21 protein-coding genes and 1 pseudogene are annotated in these 26,130 nt (G+C 55.2%); 9 read left to right on the plus strand and 13 right to left on the minus strand.

Going from position 1 to position 26,130, the window contains the following annotated elements; translation table 11 throughout:
• Positions 1-402: 402 nt before the first annotated feature.
• From V6575_RS02590 to V6575_RS02600, 3 genes are all read right to left on the minus strand, one after another.
• Positions 403-1,434 (minus strand): quaternary amine ABC transporter ATP-binding protein, encoded by a 1,032-nt coding sequence (locus V6575_RS02590; RefSeq protein ID WP_340272464.1) that lies wholly within the window; start codon positions 1,432-1,434, stop codon positions 403-405.
• Positions 1,427-2,311 carry an ABC transporter permease gene (locus V6575_RS02595; RefSeq protein WP_340272465.1) on the minus strand — a complete coding sequence of 295 codons (885 nt, stop codon included), beginning with the start codon at positions 2,309-2,311 and terminating at the stop codon, positions 1,427-1,429. Before V6575_RS02595 ends, V6575_RS02590 begins: the two co-directional genes overlap by 8 nt.
• An 84-nt stretch (positions 2,312-2,395) precedes the next feature.
• Positions 2,396-3,391, minus strand: coding sequence for an ABC transporter substrate-binding protein (locus V6575_RS02600; protein WP_340272466.1), 996 nt, complete (start codon positions 3,389-3,391; stop codon positions 2,396-2,398).
• A gap of 555 nt (positions 3,392-3,946) precedes the next feature.
• On the opposite strand from V6575_RS02600, the gene V6575_RS02605 reads away from it, so the two are divergent.
• From V6575_RS02605 to V6575_RS02630, 6 genes and pseudogenes are all read left to right on the plus strand, one after another.
• Positions 3,947-4,360 (plus strand): VOC family protein, encoded by a 414-nt coding sequence (locus tag V6575_RS02605; protein WP_340272467.1) that lies wholly within the window; start codon positions 3,947-3,949, stop codon positions 4,358-4,360.
• A complete protein-coding gene (locus tag V6575_RS02610; RefSeq protein WP_340272468.1) occupies positions 4,357-5,325 on the plus strand; it encodes a 2-hydroxyacid dehydrogenase in 969 nt (322 codons plus the stop codon). The genes V6575_RS02605 and V6575_RS02610 overlap by 4 nt, the downstream gene beginning before the upstream one ends.
• A 101-nt stretch (positions 5,326-5,426) precedes the next feature.
• Entirely contained in the window at positions 5,427-6,245 is an 819-nt protein-coding gene (locus V6575_RS02615) for a sugar phosphate isomerase/epimerase family protein (RefSeq protein WP_340272469.1), read from the plus strand.
• Positions 6,246-6,381: 136 nt separating this feature from the next.
• A complete protein-coding gene (locus tag V6575_RS02620; protein WP_340272471.1) occupies positions 6,382-7,557 on the plus strand; it encodes an alpha-D-ribose 1-methylphosphonate 5-triphosphate diphosphatase in 1,176 nt (391 codons plus the stop codon).
• Between the two features lie 716 nt (positions 7,558-8,273).
• Positions 8,274-8,498: pseudogene (locus tag V6575_RS02625) on the plus strand (transposase); the annotation flags it as partial.
• 239 nt (positions 8,499-8,737) lie between these two features.
• Positions 8,738-9,502, plus strand: coding sequence for a KilA-N domain-containing protein (locus tag V6575_RS02630; RefSeq protein ID WP_340272472.1), 765 nt, complete (start codon positions 8,738-8,740; stop codon positions 9,500-9,502).
• 1,277 nt (positions 9,503-10,779) lie between these two features.
• Here the strand turns inward: V6575_RS02630 and gndA are convergent.
• The 8 genes from gndA to V6575_RS02670 all read right to left on the minus strand — a co-directional run bounded on the left by gndA (position 10,780) and on the right by V6575_RS02670 (position 20,049).
• Entirely contained in the window at positions 10,780-12,213 is a 1,434-nt protein-coding gene (gene gndA / locus V6575_RS02635; protein WP_340272473.1) for an NADP-dependent phosphogluconate dehydrogenase, read from the minus strand.
• A gap of 157 nt (positions 12,214-12,370) precedes the next feature.
• Positions 12,371-13,459, minus strand: coding sequence for an ABC transporter ATP-binding protein (locus V6575_RS02640; protein ID WP_340272474.1), 1,089 nt, complete (start codon positions 13,457-13,459; stop codon positions 12,371-12,373).
• A 1-nt stretch (position 13,460) separates the two neighbouring features.
• Entirely contained in the window at positions 13,461-14,519 is a 1,059-nt protein-coding gene (locus V6575_RS02645; RefSeq protein WP_340272476.1) for a carbohydrate ABC transporter permease, read from the minus strand.
• Positions 14,512-15,480 carry a carbohydrate ABC transporter permease gene (locus V6575_RS02650; RefSeq protein WP_340272477.1) on the minus strand — a complete coding sequence of 323 codons (969 nt, stop codon included), beginning with the start codon at positions 15,478-15,480 and terminating at the stop codon, positions 14,512-14,514. The genes V6575_RS02645 and V6575_RS02650 overlap by 8 nt, the downstream gene beginning before the upstream one ends.
• Before the next feature lie 90 nt (positions 15,481-15,570).
• Positions 15,571-16,851 (minus strand): ABC transporter substrate-binding protein, encoded by a 1,281-nt coding sequence (locus V6575_RS02655; protein ID WP_340272478.1) that lies wholly within the window; start codon positions 16,849-16,851, stop codon positions 15,571-15,573.
• A 71-nt stretch (positions 16,852-16,922) separates the two neighbouring features.
• A complete protein-coding gene (locus tag V6575_RS02660; protein WP_340272479.1) occupies positions 16,923-18,002 on the minus strand; it encodes a Gfo/Idh/MocA family protein in 1,080 nt (359 codons plus the stop codon).
• Position 18,003: 1 nt separating this feature from the next.
• Positions 18,004-19,026: a Gfo/Idh/MocA family protein gene (locus tag V6575_RS02665; RefSeq protein ID WP_340272480.1), complete on the minus strand. Its 1,023-nt coding sequence runs from the start codon at positions 19,024-19,026 to the stop codon at positions 18,004-18,006.
• A gap of 6 nt (positions 19,027-19,032) precedes the next feature.
• Entirely contained in the window at positions 19,033-20,049 is a 1,017-nt protein-coding gene (locus V6575_RS02670) for a Gfo/Idh/MocA family protein (RefSeq protein WP_422785503.1), read from the minus strand.
• Positions 20,050-20,205: 156 nt separating this feature from the next.
• Here V6575_RS02670 and V6575_RS02675 point away from each other — a divergent pair, with 156 nt between their 5' ends.
• The 3 genes from V6575_RS02675 (at position 20,206) to V6575_RS02685 (ending at position 23,942) form a co-directional block, all read left to right on the plus strand.
• Positions 20,206-20,931, plus strand: coding sequence for a GntR family transcriptional regulator (locus tag V6575_RS02675; protein ID WP_340272481.1), 726 nt, complete (start codon positions 20,206-20,208; stop codon positions 20,929-20,931).
• Positions 20,932-21,113: 182 nt separating this feature from the next.
• Positions 21,114-22,094 carry an ABC transporter substrate-binding protein gene (locus V6575_RS02680; protein WP_422785504.1) on the plus strand — a complete coding sequence of 327 codons (981 nt, stop codon included), beginning with the start codon at positions 21,114-21,116 and terminating at the stop codon, positions 22,092-22,094.
• Between the two features lie 150 nt (positions 22,095-22,244).
• Positions 22,245-23,942: an ABC transporter permease gene (locus V6575_RS02685; RefSeq protein WP_340272483.1), complete on the plus strand. Its 1,698-nt coding sequence runs from the start codon at positions 22,245-22,247 to the stop codon at positions 23,940-23,942.
• Between the two features lie 58 nt (positions 23,943-24,000).
• Here the strand turns inward: V6575_RS02685 and V6575_RS02690 are convergent, their stop codons facing one another.
• Positions 24,001-24,813, minus strand: a complete 813-nt coding sequence (locus V6575_RS02690) for a class I SAM-dependent methyltransferase (protein ID WP_340272485.1) — start codon at positions 24,811-24,813, stop codon at positions 24,001-24,003.
• Positions 24,814-25,037: 224 nt separating this feature from the next.
• Positions 25,038-26,084: an ABC transporter ATP-binding protein gene (locus tag V6575_RS02695; protein ID WP_340272486.1), complete on the minus strand. Its 1,047-nt coding sequence runs from the start codon at positions 26,082-26,084 to the stop codon at positions 25,038-25,040.
• Positions 26,085-26,130: the final 46 nt, after the last annotated feature.

The following is a 26,130-nucleotide window of genomic DNA, read 5'->3' on the forward strand; positions in this document are numbered from 1 at the left end:
GATCCTTTTTCGCTCATGCCGTTTGGGTGACAGTTCTGAACGGAAATTGGTTAGTCATTGTTAAAAATATCAATTGGATTTTATTCATCAGCTCAATTGCCAGTGAAAACCACATAAAAGTGTATAAATTTGACAATGCACGCATCATCAACAAAAAGAACGAGTAAATGAATCCATCAAGTCATAAAATATAATTATGCTACCAAGATTCTAAAATTAAATAATTGTCTTCATTCGAAATAAATTAAAAAACAAGTTTAGCAAATTTATCAAATAAGAGCTCAATATTTAAATCTCTGAAAAAACAACTCCAACTAGTAATACACAGTAAACCATTCAAATTATATAAAAATGGCCCCGAGCATTGCGCCCGGAGCCATATCAAACCAGCAGAAAGTCAGCTTAGTGACTTGCAGGCGTGACCATTGCTGTAATTGTATCCTGCACCGTCAGGAGACCAACGGTATCACCAGCTGCATCGACAACATTTGCCGAGCTTTCGCCTGAATCGGCGAAGGCACGCGCAGCCTCCTCAAGCAAGACCCCTTTCGGGATGGTAAGACCGCTTTCCTGCTTCTTGTCTTTGTCCATGACCGTATCAACCAGGATAACCCGGCCACGATTCACTTCCTGAACAAAGCTGGAAATATACTCATCCGCCGGACTTAGAACGATATCCTGTCCTGTGCCTTGCTGAATGACGGCACCGTCACGCAAGATGGCGATCCTGTCCCCAAGCCGAAGAGCTTCATCAAGATCATGCGTAATGAAGATGATCGTCTTTTGGAGCTCTTCCTGAAGATCCAGAAGGACGGATTGCATGTCCATGCGGATCAGGGGATCAAGTGCGGAAAATGCTTCATCCATCAGCAGAATATCAGCATCATTGGTCAACGCACGGGCCAGACCGACACGTTGCTGCATCCCGCCGGAAAGCTGGTTTGGATAATAGTCTTCAAAGCCTTCCAGACCAACGCGTGCGATCCAGCGCTGCGCCCGTTCCTCAGCTTCCTTGCCTTTTACACCCTGAACTTCCAGACCATAAACCGTGTTCTTCATAACAGTCCGGTGCGGCAGAAGAGCGAACTTCTGGAACACCATAGCTGTCTTGTGGCGGCGAAACTGCCGAAGTTCCCCGGAAGACATTTTACAGACGTCTTCATCACCATAAAGAACTTCGCCAGCGGTCGGATCGATCAGGCGGTTCACGTGGCGGATCAAGGTCGATTTACCCGACCCTGACAAACCCATCACTACCTGGATCTTCCCACCGGGCATGGAGATGTTGATGTCATTCAGACCCAGGACGTGATTGTGTTTCTCGTTCAGTTCCGTCTTCGACATGCCATTCTTGACCTTGTCGACCATCGACGCTCCATCAGGACCAAAGATCTTGTAGAGATTGCGAATTTCGATTCCAGTTGCCTCAACCATGGACCACCTCCGAGTGTTTCTGCAGGCGCTTGCCATAGGCTTGAGTGGCGCGGTCAAAAATGATGGCAATGGCCACAATGGCCAGACCGTTCATGACACCCATAGTGAAATACTGATTATTGATGGCCTGCAGAACCGGTTGCCCAAGTCCCTTGACGCCAATCATCGAAGCAACAACAACCATTGCAAGTGACATCATGATGCACTGATTAATCCCGGCCATGATCGTCGGCAGGGCCAGAGGCAACTGCACATTGGTCAATTTCTGCCAAGCAGAAGACCCAAATGCGTCAGCAGCTTCCAGAACATCTGTATCAACCAGGCGAATACCAAGATTGGTCAATCGGATCATCGGCGGAATGGCATAGATCACAACCGCAATCACACCCGGCACCTTGCCGAGGCCGAAAATCATCACCACCGGGATCAGATAGACAAAGCTTGGCATCGTCTGCATCAGATCGAGCACCGGATTGACGAAGGCCTGAACCCGGTCCGAGCGCGCCATCATAATCCCGACAGGAATGCCGCACAAAATGGCAACCAACGTACACACCGCAACCATCGCAATGGTTCGCATGGTGTCGTCCCACATGCCGAAATACCCGATCAGGCACAGGGCAATCAGAGATCCAATGGAAATCTTGAAACTACGGCTCATCAGGAACACGATGCCGATCAGCACCAGCAGCACCAATGGCCACGGCGATGTAAGCAACAAGCTCTCCAACGCCACAAGAAAAGTCTTGAGCGGTGCAAAGAAACTTTCAAGACCTTCACCATAAGCCCGTGTGAAGTCTTTAAAGCTGCCATCAACAGCCAGTCGCAGATCACGCAAGTCGCGTCTACCGAGTGATGGAAATTCTATCCAGTCCATCTCATTTCCCCCTATGGTTCATAGGACCAAAATAAAAGCCCGCGCACCAAGTACGCGGGCTTTCGTTATGTCTGCAAAATCTCATCAAAGAGACTTTTTAACCTTCGCAGCGACCTCAGGTGACACCCACTTGGACCAAACATCTTCATGGTTTTCAAGGAAGTAGTAAGCACCATCTTCATTGGTTGCCTGATTGTCTGACATCCACGCAAGAACCTGACCTGCTGTTGCGTTATCCCAAGTACGAGCCTTTACATAATCCATAGCAACGCCAGCTTTAGCAGCGAACTCATCCGTTACGACTGTGTAGACTTCAGATTTTGCCCAAGCGTTTTTCTTAGGGTCTGCGCAATCGGCAATAGCTGTACATTTATCCCATTCAGCCTTGTCATGCGGCACTTCAAAATCAAGCATCGTCATATCATATTTACCGAGGATCGCTGTTGGCGCCCAGTAGTAGCCGAACCAACCGACCTTGCGCTCGAAGGCACGTGCAATAGAGCCGTCGAGGCCAGCTGCAGAACCGGAATCAACAAGTTCAAAACCAGCTTCTTCGCCTTTGTTCGCACGGAACAGATTTGCAGTCAGGATCTGACAGTTCCATCCCGACGGACAATTGAAGAGAGCGCCCTTAGATTCGTCTTCAGCACCCGGGAACAGCTCAGGATGCGCAAGCGCTTCTGCAACCGTTTTGATGTTGTGCTCTTTGGCAATGTAAGTCGGAATCCACCAGCCTTCGAGGCCGCCTTCATTGAGGATCTCGCCACCAATGATCAGTTCACCGGCTGCAACAGCTTTATCAAGAGGCTCGCGAACGGCATTGATCCATAGCTCAGGAGCCATGTCCGGATCGCCTTTTTCATTCATCGAGGTGAACGTTGGCATAGTGTCGCCGGTCACCAGCTCCACTTTACAGCCATAACCTTCTTCGAGAATGATCTTGTCGATCTGCGCAATAGCGCCCGCAGAAGCCCAGTTCATTTCAGCGATGGAAACATCGCCGCAATCTTCTGCAGCCATGGCAGAAGACGCCCCAAGGCAAAGCGCGGCCGCAGCGGCCGATACAAAAAACTTCTTCATGTGATTACTCCACTATAGTCTATATGCGATTAGAAAACGAACGCAGCTCGTCAATACTCATAGAGTATTCATCGGCGCGAAAACCAAACTTCACAGATTTGGAAGAAAAGCGGCCAGTCTCACGAGAAAACCCACACTGTTTTCGATATTCAGCTTTGGCTTTCTTGGAACTCATTAATCCACTTTGATCTAAAGATGATCCTGCGACATTCCATTGCTACGAGCGCCGGAACGAAGATATAGTATCTTGGCTTCAACAGGATCTGATAGGAGCTCACTTTACACTATGAGGCAGCGGACACAACAGCAAGACGCCAATTTCCCTGCGTTGCACAACAATCAGGATAAATAAGGGCACCAGGCACTTAGATTTATGCAATTTACGTCATATTTCTTTTCATTAATAAGCGAAGCGCAACCACATCCATTTCACCACTGCGCAATGACGCTCCAAAAAATCGGCACCTAACGCCAGCCACATACTGCCCATTCCAGGCACTCATGATAGACTGCTGATTCAACATCTTAGCCACCTACATAATAAAAGAGACATCCATGCAGTCCTGTTTTCATCTCGCGTATCACGTAACGGATCTCGATGAGGCACGCGCCTTCTATGGCGACCTATTAGGGTGCAAGGAGGGACGCAGTACCGAAACCTGGGTCGACTTCAATTTCTTCGGGCACCAAATATCTCTGCATCTTGGCACCCCGTTCAAGACAGAGAACACCGGCAAAGTTGGCGAGCATATGGTTCCCATGCCTCATCTGGGCGTCGTTTTAGACATGCCAACCTGGCAAAAGCTTGCTGACAAGCTAAGCGCAGCCGGGCTCGACTTTGTCTTGACGCCAACTATTCGCTTCAAGGGAGAGCCCGGCGAACAGAGCACCATGTTCTTCCGCGACCCATCTGGAAACCCAATCGAGATCAAGGGTTTTGCAGACACCAGCGGAATTTTCGCTGCATGAGTATCAACTCCCCAATCACACAGAAAGTCTTGCCTCTTGTCGCGCGGGCCGAGCCGGACGAACTATCGCTCTGGTGCGAGCATTTGAGCCAAGCGCTCGCGCCCACTCATACAGTCAAGCTGCTCGCAGAGCTGTCCGTTGATGAATGCCAAGCAGCTGAGGTTGCCATTGTCGCCAACCCGGATCCAAAAGACCTGCAGTCCCTTCCCAACCTTAAATGGGTTCAAAGCCTTTGGGCTGGCGTCGAGCACATGGCCGCTGAACTGCCCCAGGATGGCCCGGCCATTGTCCGTATGATCGATCCGCAAATGGCGAACACCATGTCTGAGGCCGTGCTTGCCTGGACACTCTATCTACACCGGGACATGCCCCGCTATGCAAAACAGCAAAGCACCAAAATCTGGCGCGAACATGCTCTGGAATTGCCATCAGATCGCACAGTCACTGTTTTGGGACTTGGCAATCTCGGCAAAAGGTCGGCACTTCGCCTGAAGGCAAACGGATTTACTGTCTGTGGCTGGAGCCGAAGCGCCAAGACCATTGAAGGAGTGGAAACCCATTCTGGCGCGGATGGCTTGGCCAAAGTTCTCTCCAAGACAGACATTGCCGTGCTCTTGATGCCCCTTACAGATGACACTCGCGGGCTCATCAATGAACAGGCCTTGGCGCATATGCCCAAGGGCGCGAGCCTGATCAACTTCGCAAGAGGACCAATTATTGACGACACTGCTCTGATCGCTGCACTCGACAGCGGACAAATCAATCACGCCGTGCTGGATGTCTTTGCCAGCGAACCTCTGTCTGAAAGTAACCCCTATTGGTCCCATCCATCGGTGACAGTCCTGCCGCATATCTCCGCACCGACAATCCATTCCACCGCGGCCAAAATCGTTGCTGAAAATGTTGCAGCTTTCGCACAGACCGGCAAAGTCCCTGAAAGCGTCGACCGTCAGCGGGGGTACTAGGATTCAGGCAGGGCTCCGAGTGTCGCGGCCCTGTCAAACAGCTGGTTTATGTCATGTCGAGAATTTTGCATTCTGACTGCTCACGATCACAGGCTGACATCATGACCGATCTCCCAACTCTTGGCGCTGCATTGAATCTGAACACCTTCGAAACCCATCGCAACTTGATGCTGGAAAAGCCACGAGATCTGGAACTACAGGACTTCGTTGACGCCAGCGTCCTCAAGGGCGACTGGGCCTCCGTCGTCGAGCGCGCCAGGAAAGTTCTGGATGGTCACAAAGGCCGCGTTGGTATTCACGGGCCATTCTGGGGCTTCACCATCGACACTATGGACCCGGATGTCCGCGAAATCGTCAAGCAGCGTCTGGCTCAGGGCCTGAACGTCTGCGAAGCGCTCGGTGCGACCCATATGGTCGTGCACAGCCCGTTCACCACTTGGGATCACAACAATCTCGACAACAGCGACAATGGCCGAGACCAACTGATTGAGCTCTGCCACCTGACCATGTCAGACGCCGTCAAGCGCGCCGAAGACATCGGCTGCGAGCTGGTCATTGAAAACATCGAGGACATTGATCCTCACGCCCGGATCAAACTCGCTGACAGCTTTGGATCACACGCCGTCGCCGTTTCCATAGACACCGGCCATGCCCATTATGCCCACGGCTCAAACGGTGCGCCGCCCGTTGATTATTTCGTCAAGGCCGCAAGCAACCGCCTGCGCCACATCCACCTGCAGGACGCCGACGGCCATGCGGATCGCCACTGGTCCCTCGGCCAGGGCAACATTCTCTGGCACTCGGTTTTCGCAGCCCTTGGCAAGCTGAATAGCGAACCGCGCCTGATCATTGAGCTACGTGATCACGCCGATGTGCCCGCATCCATCAAGTATCTTGCAGACCTGGGACTTGCCCAATAAGCGTTTCCGCTGCTTACTGGGTCCCGTAGGCGGGCGGCCTGCCTTTGTCACAAAGGGTCAGTCTCCCGCTCGTCCTGAAGCTCACTTCTCCACACGCCCTGCTTCCCTCCGCCCAGATGAAACCGCACGAGCCGTCATGAACCAGATCGATTCCTCCCTCACTCTTTCCGGCGACGAGCTGGTGCTGCGCAACGCACGCATTGTCCTGGCAGGCGAAATCATCCATGGCAGCGTCAGGTTGAACGGCGAAACAATCACCGATATCTCGGAAGGGCCATCTTCCGCGCCGGGTATCGATTTTGGCGGAGACTATCTGCTGCCCGGTCTGGTCGACATTCACACGGACCATTTCGAAAAGCATGTCCTGCCCCGTCCTCATGTACGCTGGGATGCCATGCGCGCGGCCCTGTCCCATGACGCCCAGATCATCGGCAGCGGCACAACAACCGTGTTCGACAGCCTCGCCGTTGGCTCCGTCACCAAAAACGCCGAGCGGCGGGAAATACTCACGCCGATGATCGAGGCTCTGGAAACAGCGACCCGGGCTGACATGCTGAAAGCCGAGCATTTCATTCACCTACGCTGCGAGCTCACCGGTGAGGATACGCCGGACCTGATCGAGACCCACCTGGGCAAGGACATCGTCCGGATCATGTCGGTCATGGAGCATCTGCCCGGTCGCCGTCAAAGCCGCGACATCGAAAGCTGGATCCACCGGCGGATGCTGGATGCGGATATTTCGCACAAGCAGGCCGAAGCCGAACTGATCACCCTGACAGCCGACTTCGACCACATCATCAAGGCCGTCCGGCCCAAGGTCGTTGCGATGGCCAAACAGCATGGCCTGCCCCTGCTCAGCCATGATGACACAGAACCCGAGCATATCCCTGAAGCCATGGCAGATGGCATCACCATCTCTGAATTTCCCTGCACGATGGAAGCCGCGCGCCTGGCCAAGCAACACGGCATGTTGACCGTTGGCGGTGCGCCCAACGTGCTGCGCGGCGGTTCCCAGTCCGGCAATGTCGCCGTTGGCGACCTGATGCACGAAGGCCTGATCGACATCCTCGCCTCCGACTATGTGCCCCGGTCCATGTTCGACGCCGCCTTCATGATTGCAGCTGATCCGCAGTTCGCCGAGGACCTGCCCGCTGCGGTCCGCATGGTGACCAAAGCCCCGGCCTGGGCCGCCGGACTGACGGATCGCGGCGAGATTGCCATCGGCCTGCGCGCTGATCTGCTCAGGGTCGCCGTGCATGACAGCTATCCGGTCCTGAAAACCGTCTGGCGGCAGGGCAAGCGGGTCGCCTGATCCGCATCCGGCAGCCGCTGCCAATCGCAGACAACTTGTGGTCAAACTCGGAAATTGTTTTTGGAAGAGCTGATCGGGAGAGGGAAATCTTGAGAGGCAGCACGAAATCCGCCGCAGGATCTCTCCCCGGCGTTTTGGCTGGCCCTTCGTTTCAGCGTCCCTGTCTGGCCAGATCATCGCCATAATGCTGGCGGCTGGCCGGGGGTCGGCAGAGCGCGGCGGCTGGCGCCAGCGCTGTAGTGGTATAATGTTTCTTCGGCTCCGGCTGTCACGCCCTGCCTCGGTTGTTTATCATGGACGCGTACCCCTCCCGATCAGGCGTCTGGCAGTCCGTGAAGACCGCCACCGCCATACACCCGAACGGGACGACCAGTCCCCCCAGGCTCGTACGGTAGTGCCCGGGTTTACGTCCACCGGACCCGACAACACGTTCGTTACACGCCCTGCCAGCCCACACCCATCCCGCTCCTCCTTGCCGGTCGGTCCGGCAAAGGCCCGTGAGAGGGGGACACCCCAAGACTACGACAGCATTTGACAGCGGGGATAAGTTTTTTGCGGGGGGCCTTAAGTCGGGGCCAAGACCGCACCGCCTCAGCCATCATGCCAGACGCCACACCACGAACGCCTTCCTCCACGCTATCCCCTCAGCCGTCATCCCCGACGACTTGATCGGGGATCCATTGGCACCCGAAGCCTACGCAATCGACCACGTGTCAACGAACCAAGCCGAAAGCTTCTTCTCCCGCCTGCGCCGCATGGTACGGTGACAGCATCACCACGTTAGTGCTCGCTATCTGCATCAGTATGCAGGCCATGCCGCATGGCTTGAGGATCATCGTCGCGAAAGCAACGGCGCTCTTGTAGGCCGTGCGCTTGGACTGTCAATGGCGCATCCAGTTAGCAGAGAGTGGAAAGGCTATTGGCAGCGCATAGAAAGTTAAGGGAAATTAACACATACCTCTTGTAATCCATGGTTGCAGACCCCATGAATCTATGGTTGCGTATTCGTACGTAACATAAAAGGAACGACCCGGCGGTGCGGTAACACCTAGCCGGGCCAATTTTTTGAACAACCTTGCGGTTGGTCTGTGATCACTAACGCATATTGTATGTGCGTATGAAAATGTCAAGGCCGATTTAAGACCTCCGCATAAAGACATAACGAAAGGTTTATGTCGGAATGCAGCAGCACTTTGAACTGATCCCCCACGAAGCTCAGGGGGAAATCATCTACCAGCGTCCCAAAGACGGCTATATCAATGCCACAGCTATGTGTCAGGCGGCGGGCAAACTTTGGGCTGACTATCGCCGATTGAAATCAACTGAACCCTTTCTCATTGAACTAGAAACCGATATGGGAATTCCCATATCGGAATTGGTTCAATCTCTTAAGGGTGGCGACCCTCGGGTGCAGGGGACATGGGTCCATCCGCAGGTAGCTATCCACCTCGCTCAGTGGCTTTCTCCAGAATTTGCGGTGAAGGTCAGTAAGTGGGTTTTCGACTGGATGTCTGGCAGGGGTGCCCCTGTTCGCTCTGAAATCCCCTATCACCTGCGCCGGTATGTCGCAAACCAGCCAAACGTTCCTGTTGGTCATTTTTCAATTCTAACAGAGCTTACACAGGCTCTCATCGCTCCGATGGAAATCATGGGATATTCACTTCCAGAGCATATGATGCCTGATATTTCTCATGGCCGCATGTTCTGCAAGTGGCTGAGGGACGAGCACGGAATTGATACCAATTCCCTGCCGACGTACACCCACGCTTTTGAAGATGGAAGGCGGGTATCTGCCAAGGCATATCCTGAGATTCTTCTTCATCACTGGCGGCGGCATTTCCGAGAGGAATGGCTTCCCAATAGGGCGGTGAAATACTTTACGGGACGCGATAACTTGGCTCTTGAGTTTTTGCCTAAATTGCTCCCTGCACCAGCAGCGGCTTAAGCTGAACAAAATAGGCGGCTGGTTATCGCGCCAGCCGCCACATCTGCAAATTGTTCCCACTCCCCTCAGAAACAACCCACCCCTGAGAACGGAAGTTGCCCAGTGCACGGGAAACGTTGTTCGTTAGGCGAACCATATGCTTGTGGTCGTTCGGGTTCTCTCCGCGCCGATCTGCTATCTGTAACGCAATCTGACGGCTTGTAAGCGGCTCTCTGGCAGTTCTAAGAATGTCAGACACATGCCTGCTTATCTCACCCTGTTTGTAACGTCTGTTTCCTGCGTTCTGAGGCATCAGGGCGTTTAAATCACCCTCATACCCTAGAAGTCGAATAGTGCGGTCTATGGCGCTTATGTCGTTGTCCAGGTTGGCGAGTCTTGATAGCTGTTCTTCTCTCTCGTGAAAGAGGGTGACGCACTTGGTAAACAGGCCGCGTATGGTGCTGTCGTAACTTTGGAGTTTGGCGGGCTTCATGACAAAGCATTGTAAAGAACCAGCCGTTTTTTACTGCCTGTGATTTGGTGCGTTTGCTACCTAATGCCGCCCCCTCACAGCCGTCATCCCCGACTGGATCGGGGATCCATTGGCACCCGAAGCCGCGCCATTGGATGCAGAGCGCCTTCAAAACGAACAGCCTCACCTCGGCTAGAAGCAAAGTGGATTGGATCCCCGCTCGGAGGCGGGGATGACCGCAGGAGGAGGGCATTTGCAACACACAAGAGCCTCATCCCATGGCTCGACCATGGGACCTGTTCCGTGACCTCACATCCACCAACAGCCAATCGATCTGGACAGGCAACGGGATGGATTAACGGACCAAGTACGGCAATGACGGCGGAGAGGTGAGTCATCCACCACCCTCCAGCAGCCGACCAGCCGCCATCCCCACGAACGTCTCCCCACGCTATCCCCTCAGCCGTCATCCCCGACTGGATCGGGGATACATTGGCACCCGAAGCCGCGCCATTGAACGCAGAGCGCCTGCAACACGAACAACACCATAGAGATTTGAAGCAACGTGGATTGGATCCCCGCGCGGAGGCGGGGATGACCGCAGGGGTGAAGAGAACCTTGCCTATACTCAGCCATCATCCCATGGCTCGACCATGGGACCCATTCCCTGCCCTCACCTCCATCGACAGCCCATCGATCTGGACAGGTCACGGCATGGATTGCCGGATCAAGTCCGGCAATGACGGCGGAGAGGTGTGTCATCCCTCCCAACAAAAAAGGCCGGGTTTCCCCGGCCTTCCTCACATCCAGTCAAACAACCCGGACTTTAACCCGCGTTCATCGCCCAAGGCCCGTGATAGCCGGAGCCATCCTTGTCGGTGCGTTCAAAGCCGTGGGCGCCGAAGAAGTCGCGTTGGCCTTGCAGCATGTTGGCGGTGGAGCGCTGGGTGCGCATGATGTCGAAATAGGACAGGGCTGAGGACAGCGCCGGAACTGGCAGACCCTTCAGCGCGCCTTCGGCCACAACCTTGCGCAGGGCGTCATGAGTGTCCTTGAGCTTGTCCGCAAAGAACGGCGCCAGCATCAGGTTGCGCTCAGGGTCTTCAGCCAGGGCGTCGGCCATGTCGTTCAACATGGCAGAGCGGATGATGCAGCCCTCGCGCCAGATCTTGGCGATTTCCGGCAGGGGCATCGCCCAGCCATATTGCTTGGCAGCTTCAAGGATAAGCCCGAAGCCTTGCGCGTAGCAGACGATCTTGCCAGCCACGAGTGCGGCTTCCAGCATGGAAGTGGCAATCGCGGCCTTGTCGACGGCAGCAGGGGCAGCACCGAAGACAGCTTCGCCTTTTTTGCGCTCGTCCAGCCGGGCAGACATGGTGCGGGCCGCAACAGCAGCCTCGATCGCGCTGGCAGGTGTGCCCAGCATCAAGGCTTCGATGGCCGTCCAGCGACCGGTGCCCTTCTGGCCGGCACGGTCCAGAATGATGTCCAGCATCGGGTTGCCGCTGTCCGGATCTGCGGTCTTGGCAACCTTGGCGGAAATCTCGATCAGATAAGACTGCAGGATGCCGCCATTCCACTGATCAAAAACGTCACCGATCTCGGCAGCGCTCATACCGAAGCCGTCGCGCATCACACCGTAGACTTCCGCGATCATCTGCATGTCGGCATATTCAATGCCATTGTGCACGGTCTTGACCAGATGACCGGCACCGGAATCGCCCAGATGAGCGGCGCAAGGCACATCGCCATGTTTGGCCGAAATCGCTTCCAGAATATGGCCGACCTGATCCCAGGCATCCGTTGGGCCGCCTGCCATGATTGACGGACCAAAACGCGCGCCCTCTTCACCGCCGGACACGCCAATGCCCATGAAACGCGTGCCGCTGGCCTTCGCGTCGTCATTGCGCCGGTTGGTGTCGTGGTAATTCGCATTGCCCGCGTCAATGATCAGGTCATCGCTGTCCAGCAGGGGACGCAGCGCTGCAATCTGCGCGTCGACCGCCTCGCCCGCTGGCACCATCAGGATGACGGCACGTGGCTTTTTGATCGAGGCGACGAAATCCTGCAGCGTCTTTGTCGGCACGATCTTGTCCGCCAAAGGACCCGCAGAGGCAAAGAAACTGTCGGTCTTTGCAACGGTCCGGTTGAACACGGCGATGGAAAACCCGTTTTCCGCAATGTTCAGCGCAAGGTTGCCCCCCATCGTGCCCAGTCCGATCAATCCGATTTCGGCAGCGCCAGTCATCACTTCGGCCATCAGGAAGTCCTTTCGCAATCTACGCGTTTGAGTATGTCCAGTTGCCGGTTAGATAGCCCATGTGAGACCCATCCGGCAATTGCAGAATCCATTTCTCAGCGTTTACCGACCGACAAATGCGAAGATCGCGAAAGGATGCAGGAAACAAACGCGAAGATCAGGATCGCAGGCTCACGCCCGTCTGCGTCGAGAACAGATGACACAGCGCCCGATCCAGGCTCAGACCGATTTCAGTTCCCGGCTCAATGCTGGTCTGGCCGCTGAGATGCAGGGTCAGGGCAGCTCCATCGGGTGTGTTTGAATAGACGAAGGATTCGCCACCCAACTGCTCCGTGCCGCGCACGCTGACGGTCATGTCGGCCTTGTCCGCCTCAACAACAGCCAGATGATTGGGCCGGAAGCCCAGCGTCACCTTCATGCCTGCCTCAATGTCAAAGCTGGCGTGATCCAGCATGAACGGGGGACCGGATGTAGGTACGAACTCAAACTCGGCTGCGCTGACAGTGCCAACGGCGCCTTCCAAGAAGTTCATCTTCGGCGAGCCGATAAAACCGGCCACAAACAGGTTCTCAGGCTTGTTGTAGATATCGAGTGGCGCGCCGAACTGCTCGACGACCCCAGCCCGCAACACCGCGATCTTGTCAGCCATGGTCATGGCCTCGACCTGATCATGAGTCACATAGACCATGGTGTTGCCGAGACGCTTGTGCAGTCCGGCGATCTCGGCGCGCATGTCAACGCGCAGCTCCGCATCCAGGTTCGACAAGGGCTCATCGAACAGAAAGATTGTTGGCTCACGCACCACGGCCCGGCCAATCGCAACCCGCTGACGCTGACCGCCGGACAGATCCTTCGGCTTGCGCTCCAACAGAGGGTCGATCTGAAGCATTTTGGAGACTTCATCGACCTTGGCTGCGATCTCGGCCTTTGGAGTCTGGATGTTTTCCAGGCCAAAAGACAGGTTCTGCCTGACCGACATATGCGGATAGAGCGCATAGGACTGGAACACCATGGCCAGGCCGCGATCTGCCGCAGGCACATCATTCACAACCGCATCATCGATGCTGATGGTGCCTCCGGTAATCGGCTCCAGCCCTGAAATCATCCGCAGCAACGTGGACTTGCCGCAGCCTGATGGCCCGACGAAGACACAAAAATCGCCCTTCTCGATATCAAGATCGACACCCTTGATCACCTCGTGGGATCCATAGGATTTTTTGACGTCCTTTAAGACAAGCTGTCCCACGTTATTTCCCCCCGGTCGACGCGATTCCAGTCGCGATGTATTTTTGTAAGAAGACAAACACCAGCGCGATAGGCAGCAACACCAACATCGTCATGGCCAGGAGATTGCTCCACTGGGTGTTGAGATCCCCCTGGAATGTATTCAACGCCAATTGCAGCGTGAACTTGTCGCTGTCGGACAGAACTATCAGCGGCCAGAGGAAGTCATTCCAGCGCCACATGATGGCAAGAATGGCCAGGACAGCTATGGCCGGTGCACTGAGCGGCAGGATAATTCGCCAGAAGATCTTCCATTCACTGGCCTTGTCCATACGGGCAGCATCCAGGATCTCATCCGGAATGGTCAGCATGTATTGACGCAAGAGGAACACCCCCGTCGGTGTCGCAGCGCCGGGGATGATAACCCCCCAAAGGCTGTCGATCAGATACAGTTCCTTGGAGATCAGAAACAGCGGCACGAGCACCACGGTCTGAGGCACCATCAGAACCCCGATCACCATACCCAGCACAACATTACTGCCCCGGAACTGGTATTTTGACAGCGCGAAGGCAGCCATTGAGTTGACCAGCAACATGATGGCTGTGGCCGTTGCCGTGATGAAGACGCTGTTCCATAAATAGAGCGCGAAATTGAATTTCTCGAACAGCTCTGTGTAGTTCTCGGTTGCCAGTCTGAATTTCTCGACAGGCTCGCGCAGTTTGATGTTGACCTTCAATCTCTCGGTCGGCGCATCAGGCCGCACCATCTGTGCAATGATGCCGATCCGCCGGACCTGAGCCAAAACCTCGCCAGCATATTCTCCGTCAGTGATCGTGTACAAAGGCAATGGTTCATCATAGCCCGGCAGGACCATCGTTTCCTGTGCCATGGGCAACAACCGGGGCGGAAATCTTTGCAGATCGGCCTCTGTCTTGAAAGAGGACAGACCCAGCCAGATGACCGGCACGAACATCAGCAAGACGCCGCACAACAGATAGCCATAAGACAGCCAGTCGGTCCAATGCAGCTTGCCAGCCCCATTGCCGCGCGTTCGGGTGAGAAAGGAGAGCACTCTAGCCATTGACGTTTCTCCTGTTAATCCAGAGCTGCACGACGGTCAGCACGACCAGGATCAACGCCAGCATGACGGACGCCGCAGAGGCCAGACCGAACAGGCGCGGTGTGGCGGCAAATCCGGTTTCGTAGATATACTGAATGATCAGTGTTGTTGCGGACCCTGGACCACCGCCTGTGAAGGCAAAGACCTCGTCAAAGGTCTGCACGCCCTTGATCAGCGCCAACACCAGCACAACAAGCATGGTCGGCATCAGCAATGGCAAAGTTATCCGCCGAAACACCCTCCAGGGAGAGGCACGGTCCATCATCGCCGCTTCATAGACATCCCTGGGAATGGCTTGAAGACCAGCCAGAAGGATCAGCGTGTAAAACCCCATATGCGCCCAGATCGACAGAAACACCGTCCAGCCGAAGGCCCAGCTGGCGTCAAGCAACCAATTGAAGCTCTCAAGACCCACGCCTTCCATCCAGGCGTTGAGCACACCTTCGCGCTGCAGGATCCACTTCCAGATCAGCGCAACAACAACGGGCGACAGGAGAACGGGAAAGAAGAACACCGCCCGGAAGAATCCGCGCGCCTTGATTTCACGGTTCAGAACCAGCGCGGTCAAAAGGGAGAACCCAACCATCAAACCGACCTGCAGAACGACGAAAATGACGGTGTTGTGAACCGCTCGCCAGAACAGATCCTCGGAGCATGAATTGGGATCAAGGTAATTGTCGCAACGCGCCAAAACCGAGAAATTCTCACCACCCACAAAGGTCCGGTCGGACAGCAGGATCTGATCCGTGCCCGTCAGCGAATAGACGATATTCAAAATCACGGGAAGAAAAGCGAAGAGAGCAAAAAGGACCAAGTTTGGCGCAAGAAACAGCCAGGCTGGTGTTTTCAGGCCCAATTTGTCCTGAAGGAATTTCATCGGCACTTCGATGAAACGCATGAAGATGCTTATCACATTCAGCATGGCATACCCCTGCATCGAGAAACTGCATGACCGCGTATCAGGATGAAAATGCCCCGCCAGGCAATCCGCCTGGCGAGGCAAAATGGCTTTTTATTGCGCTTCGGCGAGCGCTTTCGCCACATCCAGTTTTGCGCGGTCCATCGCCTGCTCAACAGTCAACTCGCCAACGATTGCCTGGGTCACGCGCTGAACCGTGATGTTGAACATCGCCCGGTTGTGCTTGTAGCCCTGATACGCAAAGGCAACTGGAGAGATCTTGCCAACCTGCTGGCCCCAGGCGTTGATCGCCTTGCCTGCAATCGGCGTTGCTCCGACATAATCCACCCCCTTGGCGGCAACACCAAGGTGAGCTGGAATATTCTGCGTCTTGGCAGTCATCTCGGTGTAGTTGTCTTCACGCGCTAGATAGTCGATTGCCTTGGCAACAAGCTCAGGATGCTGAGTGCTGGCAAAACCAACGACGCCCGCACCGCCCGGCATTCCGGAGCAACCGCCCGCGCCGCATGGAGAGCCTACGACTTCCCAATCAAACGCATCGCCGACCTGATCTTCGAGCTTCTCGACGTTCCAGCTGCCGGAGTAGTAGTAGACCAGCTGACCGTTGATGAACTCCTTGGACGCATCCTGATAGCTGGTCCCGCCAATACCGGCCCAGACATCACGTGCCATCGTGCCATCGTTGTTCCAGTCAACGAACTTCTGAACGTAGCCTGTGAAACCATCATCCACGAGGATGAAATTGCCGTCAGCATCGAACAACTTGGCACCATAGGAAATGGCAGGACCTGCGATCCGGTGGCCGGAACGATCCATGGCCATCGGGAACTTGGTCTCGGTCGCCTTGGCAACAGCACGGGTTGCCTCTGCCCAGTCATCCCATGTCGCATCTGGTCCCGGAATAGCAACACCAGCCTGTTCGAACAGTGTGGTGTTGATGTAAGCACCGGTGATGGTCAGCTGGGAGTGCATCCCGTAGATGCCCTTGTCGTCTGGTCCCTTGCGATACCAATCAAGCGTCCCGCCGAAGCTGTCTTCCCAATAGGCAGCGTCCACGTAAGGGGTCAGGTCAAGGTAATATTTGTTGAGGCCGCCAAGGTCTGTAACCTTCGCAAAATCAGGGCCTGTGCCACCAGCAAGCTGAACCGGCAGGCTTTCCAGAATAGCCTTGTAGGGGACCTCATCAATTTTGATGGTAACGCCAGGATTTTCAGCTTCAAACCGGTCAAAAATCTCACGTGCGACTTCACACTCAGTGCCATCGCTGGAGCACATATATTTGATTTCCTGCGCAAACGCTGCGCTCATTCCCATGGCAGCACCAAGCGTCGCCGTGCCTGCCGCAAGCTTGATAAGATTCATTTTTATGGACATAGGTTTCCTCCCTTTTGTCTTTGCTCATCAGATCATGTGATCTGCAGTTCTCTCCCTCATGTGTCTCTGCTTTATGGCTGCCAACTTTCATAGAGGTTACAGTCATTTGACAGAGGTAACATGATGCATTTTCCGGTTCTGGCCGACTGGTAAATCGCGGTGACCAGTTCAACTGATCTGCGACCATCATCGAGCGTAACCGAATTTGTCCCGCCGTACTGCAGACGATCAGCCAGAGCCTCCAGAAATCCGCAAAACCCGCTTTGAATGTCAGGAACCTTAGCCAGACACGCATCCACCTTGGCCTGGTCGGCCTCAGAACCGCGTGCCTTGAACGACCATGTGCCCTCAGCAGGCGCATAGGGCAGGATATCGCTTTCAGCCGTCAGTTTCTCGAAGCAGAAACGAAAGCGGCTCATGTCTGTCGCAGCCCCCAAAGTGATCGAGCTTGTCGCAAGCGCACCATTTTCCATCTGGAACGAAATCGAAGCACAATCTTCGACTTCAATGTCATTGACCCGTGTGCCGACAAAAGCATTCAGCTGGCGAATTGGACCCATGAAAGCGCAGAGCAAATCATGATTGTGTATGGCGTGACCCAGAACCGCGCCGCCCTGTTCGCCCTTCCAGGTTCCGCGCCATGGATTGTCGTAATAGGCAGCCGTTCGGTTCCAGTGTGTCTCAACACTGGCGACAAGCGCCTTGCCGGCAAGACCAGCCTCAATCAGAGCCTTGAGCTTTGCGACTTCTGATCCATATCGATATTGGAACACAGGCGTCAGCGTGCCCTTCGCCTTTTTCTCAGCCTCAATCAGCAGATCCGCTTCTTTGAGCGAACTCACCAGCGGCTTTTCGCAGATCACCTGCTTACCAGCCTCAAGGGCCTTGATCGACATATCGAAGTGAAGATGCGGAGGCAGGCAGATATCGATGACGTCGATATCGTCACGAGCAATCAGATCATCAAAGCTGTTGGACAACTTCACAACATCCGGATCGGCCCCTTCTTCCGAGACGACTTTTGCAGCGCGCTCCAGATCAATATCGCACAAACTAACAACCTTGAACCTCTGAGGTAGTTGCAGATAGGCCCGCAGGTGTTTCTGGCCGATACCGGCGCCAATCACGGCAACGGTGATGATATCCTTCATCTCAGCGCCCCTTCCGCTGATCATCAGCCATCTTCTGGGCCTTCAGCGCCAGTTCCATGACCTTGAAGCAATGCGCTTGCGGCATGGCGGTTTCCGTCCGGTTTGCAATATCATCTGCAAGACGACCGAAATATGGATAGCCAGCATCGGATGCATCGATGTACTCGCAACGTTCCCCGTTGACGAGATAAAGGTGATCAGTGCCTTCGCTGCGCGTCACATCGGTGTATTTGCGAAGTTCGATATAGCCTTCGGTGCCAAGGATGGTCAGGCGGCCATCGCCCCATGTGGGCAAGGCATCCGGCGTGTACCAGTCCACCCGCACATAACCGTGGGCCTTGTCACTGCGCAAGGACAGCTCGCCGAAATCCTGCAGGCCCGGATCATCCGGATTGGCGTAATTGGCCACATTGGCCATGGTGACTTCAGCATCAGTTGATCCTGTGAAAAACAGAAACTGGTCGATCTGGTGAGACCCGATGTCCGTCAGGATGCCGCCGTAGTGCTCGTTCTTGAAAAACCAGTCCGGCCGTGTTGGCCTGTTAAGGCGATGCGGCCCCATGCCCAGGGTCTGAACCACACGGCCGATCGCACCAGCTTGCACCAATTCGGCTGCCTTGGTGACACAGGCCACTTCAAATCGCTCTGAAAAATCAACCGACCAGATACGGCCCGTCCGCGCAGCACAAGCCTTGATCGCTTCAAGGTCTTCCAACGTCGTGCACCCCGGCTTGTCCACCATCACGTCTTTGCCATGCTCCATGGCCTCAATCGCCAGGGCAGCACGGTCAGACGGGATGGCCGCAATCAGGATCAGGTCGATTTCCGTATTTTCCAGCAGCGTCCTGCGATCAGCAACCCGGTCAACACCGGGGAACCGCTTTTCAAACCCGTCAAGGGTTCCAGGGTCTCCCTCCGTCCAATACCCGACGAATTCGGCGCCCACTTCCTGCATATTGGCAGATTGACCAAAAATGTGACGATGATCGAGACCAATCGCAGCGAATTTCAATTTCTTAGACATGAACAATCAGGCTTCCGGATATGGCACCTTGGCGGCGCATGTTGAGTTCGAAGATGTAATGAGCGCATCGATCAGGGCGTGGACATCAAGCGCCTCGCGCCCGGACACGAGTGGCGTACCGCCCTCATCAGAGTTGCGGTTAAAATCAGCGATGACATCTTTGTGCCAATCGTGGGTGAACGCCATTGGGTCTGCACCACCGCCCGTCGTTGCCGATGCCCCGAACAGCTCCTCGCGGCCATCGCGCCATTTCACCTTCAATTCACCAGACTGAAGATGGGTGACACATTTGGTAAAATGCAGGGTGATGCTTTCCGCTTCGCCGGGAAAGCTGGCTGTTGAGGCGATCAGGGACCCGACAGCGCCAGACTCGAATTTTAGGCCCGCAGTGACGTAGTCTTCGGATTCCATGCCATGCAGCATCGTCGTATGCGCCATGGCCTGAACCTCAAAGACGCGCCCTGTCAGGCTCAACATCAGATCAATCGAATGAATGGCCTGGGAAATCAGAACCCCGCCGCCGTCCCGCTCATAGGTGCCCCGGCCCGGCTCATCATAGTAAGCCTGCTCACGCCACCAGGGCACGATAACTTCAGCAATCGCCAGCTGCCCAAGCGCGCCACCCTTGATCAACGCGGCCAATGCTCTGGACGCTTCACGGACCCGGTGCTGGAAGACAATGCCCAGGCGCACTCCAGCCGCTTCACAGATCTCGACGATCCGAGTTGCCGCAGCAAGATCACGCTCGACTGGCTTTTCCATCAAGATTGATTTTCCAGCCGCAGCCAGGCTCTGAACGATTTCCAGACGCGCGTTCGGCGGCGTCAGGACGATCACCCAGTCAACCTTGCCGTCAGCGCAAAGAGCATCAAGGCTCTCATAAGCCTCAACCTGGTATCCGCAAATATCAGCTGCCTGACGGGCAAAGGCCCTGCCGCTTTTCTCCGAAGATGTCAGAACGCCGGTCAGCGTGATTTCATCAGCAAGATCCTTGATCGAAAGAAGATGCGACTTCGCAACCATCCCTCCTCCGACAATGGCTATTTTTTTCCCAAACGCTGCAGACACTATGGCCTGTCCTCCCAACGTATAATTTTCAAAACCTGTATACAGGCCTATATAAAGCAGTATACAGGTTTGCTTTCAAGGTAATTTTGACAAGGCTTGGGAAACAGGCAGATGGCCAAGAGTGACCGCTCTATTGGGCGCTTTTTTGAAGACGGGTATCAACAGCAGCTGGACCATGGCCGGGCGGCTGGAGAGCAGATATTCGACGCACTCAAGCGGGCCATCTTGAGCATGGACATCGCACCGGGCTCGCTCATTCCGGAAGCAGAAGTCGGTCGCCGCTTTTCAGCAAGTCGAACCCCTGTACGCGAAGCTCTGATGCAACTTCGAGGTGCCGGACTGGTCGTGACGAGTTCGGGCAGCGGAAACTTTGCAACCAAGCTCAGCGAACTGCGCATTCGCGAAGCCCGCTTCATCCGTGAGGTCATAGAAGTCGGAATCGTTGAAAGACTGTGTGAAACAGGCATCGAGGCCTCTGCACAAAAAGACCTGCAAGATATTCTGGATTCACAGAAACGGTGTATCGAGCGCAATCTCGAAAATGACGAGTTCGCAAGTCTGGATGATCGGTTTCATCTGACACTTGCTCTTGCAACAGGCTTTCCGCGCATGGCAGACATTCTGGAGCGCGAGAAAATGGTTCTGGATCGGCTCCGCGTCATTTCCCTGGTGGATGCAGGTCACAAGCAAGCGCTTTACGAAGAGCATCTGGGAATTTATGAGGCCTTGATCGCGCAAAACATTGAGCAAGCACGAAGCTTCATGAAAACACACCTGACATCTGTCCTGAACACGCTCTCAAAACTCGCCGAACGCCATCAGGAATTTTTTGAATAAGTCGATAGGCCATTAAAATTTCAGACACGGGAAAGTCCATCTCATTCAAGACGACAAGTCTTGCCCGCAGAATGTTTGAGAAACTCACCCAAAAATTACTTTCCCGTAAAAACTGTCATAAAAGACTGTTAGAGCGCCTTCAGTCGCAGACCTCGCGGCCCCTATTCATGAGGACGATCAAGATGAAAAAGCTTCTTATCGCGGCCACCATGCTGGCCGCTGCCACAGGTCAAACTTTCGCTGCTGATGTATCCGGCAAGCTGGTGCTCTATACGTCCCAGCCAAACAAGGACGCACAGGCAACTGTTGATGCATTCACAGCTGCCAACCCTGGCGTAGACGTCGAGTGGGTTCGTGATGGCACAACCAAGATCATGGCAAAGCTGCGCGCCGAAATCGAAGCTGGCAGCCCGCAACCAGATCTTCTGCTGATCGCCGACATGGTCAACATGGAAGCCCTGAAGGCCGAAGGCCGTTTGATGGCCCATGAAGGCGCAGACGTCTCTGCCTATGATCCCGCGATCATGGACAAGGACAAGACGTATTTTTCCACCAAGCTGATCACCACCGGCATCGTCTACAACACAAATGCTGAGATGAAGCCAACTTCCTACAAGGATCTGCTAAAGCCGGAAGCCAAGGGCAAGATCGCCATGCCATCGCCGCTCACCTCCGGCGCAGCAACCATCCATATGGACGCTCTGACATCCAACCCGGATCTCGGCTGGGACTATTATGAAGGTCTTGCAGCTCAGGGCGCAAACCCAAAGGGCGGCAACGGCGGCACTTACAAGGCAGTTGCTGGCGGAGAAAAGCTCTATGGCTTCGTCGTCGACTTCCTGCCGATCCGCAACAAGCTGGATGGTGCTCCGGTTGAATTCGTCTTCCCGGAAGAAGGCGTTTCTGCTGTGACCGAGCCAGTTGCAATCCTCTCCACCGCCAAGAACCCGGATGCTGCCAAGGCATTCGTTGACTTCCTGATCTCCAGGGAAGGCCAGGAACTGGCGTCAACCATGGGCTATCTGCCAGCTGATCCAACTGTTGCCGCTCCAAAAGGCTTCCCGGCACGCGACGAGATCAAGCTAATGGCCTTCGATCCGGCAAAAGCTCTTGCCACGGACACGGCCAACAAGATGAAGTTCACCGAAGTATTTGGTGGCTAAGCCTTTCTGGCAATCATAAACACCACAGGGACCGGCGCAAATTTGTGCTGGTCCCTGACACTCTTCCCGACCCGAAACGGCACCCCGCCGCAGTCTTGAAGCCCAGCCCATTCTTTGACCCCGGCCCAATCGGCATTTGATCGCTGCTACATGAACCCCTTCACTGCCGAGAAATTTACCGTCGTTACCCTGTCGCTGCTGATTGCCGTGATCTGCGCCCTGCCGCTTCTGCTCCTGTTCAAGATCGGCTTGATCAACGAGGGCAGCCTTGACCTCAGGCCTCTGCTCGAAGCCCTGCAAAGCCGGTCCGTGTTGCGTGCCCTTTGGCATTCGCTGGAAAGCAGCGCACTATCGGCCCTCTGTGCAACCTTCCTGGGAACAGCCTTGGCCCTGGTGATCGGCCTGACCAACGTCCGCGCCAAGGGACTTCTGGTCTTCCTCATTCTGCTGCCGATGATGATCCCGCCGCATGTAACAGCGATTGCCTGGATTCAGGCGCTTGGGCCCGCAAGTCCGATATTACGCTGGCTAAACATCGCACCGGAACTCGGCTCCGACCATCCACTTTATTCCCTCAGCGGCTTGGTCATGCTGCTGACACTGCAGCACAGCCCGCTGGTCTTCCTGTTGGTCCGTGCGGCCCTGCGCTCGTTTCCGCGCGAGCTGTCCGATGCAGCCCGCGTCAGCGGTGCCCGTGCACCGCGCATGCTGCTCAAGATCACGCTGCCTTTGTTAGGCCCTGCCTTGATGGCCGGATTTGCACTCTCGTTCGTGGCAGCGCTTGGCAACTTCGGCATCAACGCGCTGATCGGTATTCCTGCGCGCTACACCACCCTGCCCGTACTGGTCTGGAGACGTCTGGCCAGCTTCGGCCCGGATGTTCTGCCCAATGTCGCGGTGATTTCTGTCGTCCTGACGCTTGTGGCGCTGACGGCAATTGCCTTGCAAAGCATTTTGCAAAAACGCATGCGCTCCGCCCTCGTTGGCCTGCCTCAGGCGCCGCTCGCGATCTCCCTTGGAACAAAGCGCCCGCTGGTTGAGGCAGTCATCTGGTCCTTCATCGGCGCAGTTCTGCTGCTGCCTGCCGCCTCTCTGATCGCGACTGCTTTGGTCAAGACCTATGGGCTGGATCTCTCGCTGGACACGCTGACTTTCGACAATTTCGCAGAAGTCCTGTGGCGTCAGTCGGTCACTCTGCGCGCCTTTGCCAATTCGACCGGCATCGCAGCGCTGGCTGCCCTCACCATCGCAGGGATTTCAATTCCGCTGGGTTATTTCCTGATCAGCCGAAAGGGTACCCATGGCAGGCTCGCCAGCATTGCAGCAGGTCAGGCAGACATCGCCTTCGCCGTTCCCGGCCTCGTCATGTCCATCGCCTTTATTCTGGCTTTCATACGGCCCTTGCCAATCCTCAACGTCTCGCTTTACGGCACGCTCTGGATCATCCTGATTGCCTATATTTCCTGCTTCCTGGCGGTTGGCCTGAAGCCGGTCGCAGCCGCCTTTTTGCAAATGGACATGAGCCTGGATGATGCGGCCCGCGTCTCCGGAGCTGGCTTCATACGTCGTATGCGAACCATCTTCGCCCCTCTCGTAGCGCCAGCTGCAGCTTCAGGCGCCATTCTGGTCTTCCTGACCGCCTACAATGAGGTCACCGTGTCTGCTCTGCTGTGGTCCACCGGCAATGAGACCATCGGCACGACCATCTTCAACTATGAGGACGGCGGCTATACGACCCTGGCCGCGGCCATGTCTGTCATCGTGGTGATTGCAACAATCATCATCATGATCGCAATGAACGTCATGGCGCGCAAAGTCCCTGCCGGAACCATCCCCTGGCGAGACTAGATCCGGGGCGAGATCCCGATCGGGGTTAAAGGCTCGGGCAGCTTGGGCTTGCTGAACTCTAAGCCAGCTCGAGAACCAAAGCGTAACACATCGGGATCTTCACATCGCGGGTCTCGTAAATGGCATAATCGACCTCCCGGTTTGAATGCGGATATTCCTGCATGAACCGGAATTTGAACCCAGCGTCTATTGCGGCATTCAGGATGTCGGCGAACGTGTGGACAAACCAGTAGTTTTCGCTGCCCGTGCCGCCGGGGTTTCCATCATAAACAATCGGGTCGCTGTCCACGAGAGGCTCGCGCTGAAAATAGGACATGGACGGCACAAACGGATCCTCAGCCCTCGGATCGAACATTTCCAAAAAGGGATGCGTTTCGTAGATAACGAGTTCAGCGCCTGGACGCAAAAGCTGCGAGACAACTGAGAAAAACCGAACAAGATCCGGCATCCAGTTCAACACACCTATGGTAATGAGACCAACATCGAAATCATCTGGAACGTCTTCCGGCAGGGCATAAATATCCGCACAGACAAACGCGCAATCATGTCCTGCAGCACGGTTCAGTTCCCGCGCCTGATCCAGAAACGCTTGCGACTGATCAATGCCCAAACACCGGCGGGCCCCCATGGACTTGAGCGACAAAAGCTCCCGGCCATTGTTGCAACAAATCTGAACGCAGGACTTGTCTGCAATGCCAATGTCGTTCAACACGCCGCTCGCTGTTGCATCAAAAACCGTGTGATTGCCAGCTTCAAAGGCGCTTTTGAGGTGTTCCCACTCTGCGCCCGCCTTATGCAGCGGCGCAGATTGATCCCAGGCTTTCCGATTGGCATCGGTCACCTCAAAGAGGGTTTTCTCGCTGAAAGACATCTCGCGAACCTTTTCGGCAACTTTGAATTTCAGAATACTAAGCCTTACGTATAAACCAGTTGCAATCCAAAACTGTAGCCCATTCGCCGTGATCACCGGGTCTTCCAGTAGCCTCTGCACCGTATCGAAAACGGCAAATACGATCCAAGCCTGCCCCTTGCTTTTGCCATCGCGTGGTGTTTCGACAAAAGGATTGAGGAGACTTTTCAGGGCTGAGAGAAATATCAGTCTGGCAGAACCCAGCCGCCGTCGATAGCGATCGACAATCTGTCGCCAGCGGCAGCCTTGTGCCCAAGGTTAACGAGAACCAGCTGGTCCTGCCCCTCGATCCTGACATTGGTCTCCCAATATCCGCCACGGTAAATGACCCGCTCCACAACTGTTTCCAGCCCGCGCCCATCTCCGCTTGTGCGCACATGCTCCGGACGGACCATGATCTTGGAGGCACCTTCACTGGTGCCCAGCGAACACGGGACCTCGTAGGCCTGCCCGCCGATCATCACCAGTGCCCGCGTCTCACGCACCCTGGCGATCTCTGCAGACAAGATCGTGCTACGGCCAATAAAACCTGCGACCTTCTCGCTGACTGGCCGGTCATAGAGCATATCCGGCGTATCCGCCTGAAGCACCTTGCCATCCCACATCAGGGCGACTTTATCGGCCAGCGCCATCGCCTCGCGCTGATCATGGGTGATGAAAAGGGTCGTTGATCCACTTTTCTTGTGAAACTCCGCCAGTTCCTCTTCCATCGCACTTCGAAGATGCGGATCAAGGTTCGCCAGCGGTTCATCCATCAGCACTGTTTCCGCGCCCTGCGCCAGACAACGTGCCAGCGCCACCCGCTGCCTTTGCCCTCCGGACAGGTCTGCAGGCTTTCGGTCTGCGAAAGGCTGCAACTCAACGGTCGCAAGACAGTTATTCGTCCGCCCCTCAACATAGGATTTCGACCGCTTTGCTGTTTCCAATGGGAAAGCCACGTTCTGCCGGACGGACATATGCGGCCACAGGGCATAAGACTGGAACACAACGCCGACATTGCGCGCTTCAGGCGGCTGATGCAGCCCCTTGCCCGCGACCTGCGTGCTGCCCAGATGGATCTCCCCGCTGTCGACAGGCTCAAGCCCGGCAATCGCACGCAACAGCGTCGACTTTCCGCAGCCGGACGGGCCAAGCACAACGAAAAATTCACCCGCTTCGATCTGAAGCGACACATCATCAAGGGCGGCGTGAGATCCGAAAGTCTTTCGGACAGAAGAAACACGTATTGTCATACTCGGCGCTTACCCGCGAACTGTGACAGGAAAATTACGACAGAAG

Source organism: Roseibium algae (assembly GCF_037783265.1).
GTDB classification, from domain to species: Bacteria; Pseudomonadota; Alphaproteobacteria; order Rhizobiales; family Stappiaceae; genus Roseibium; species Roseibium algae.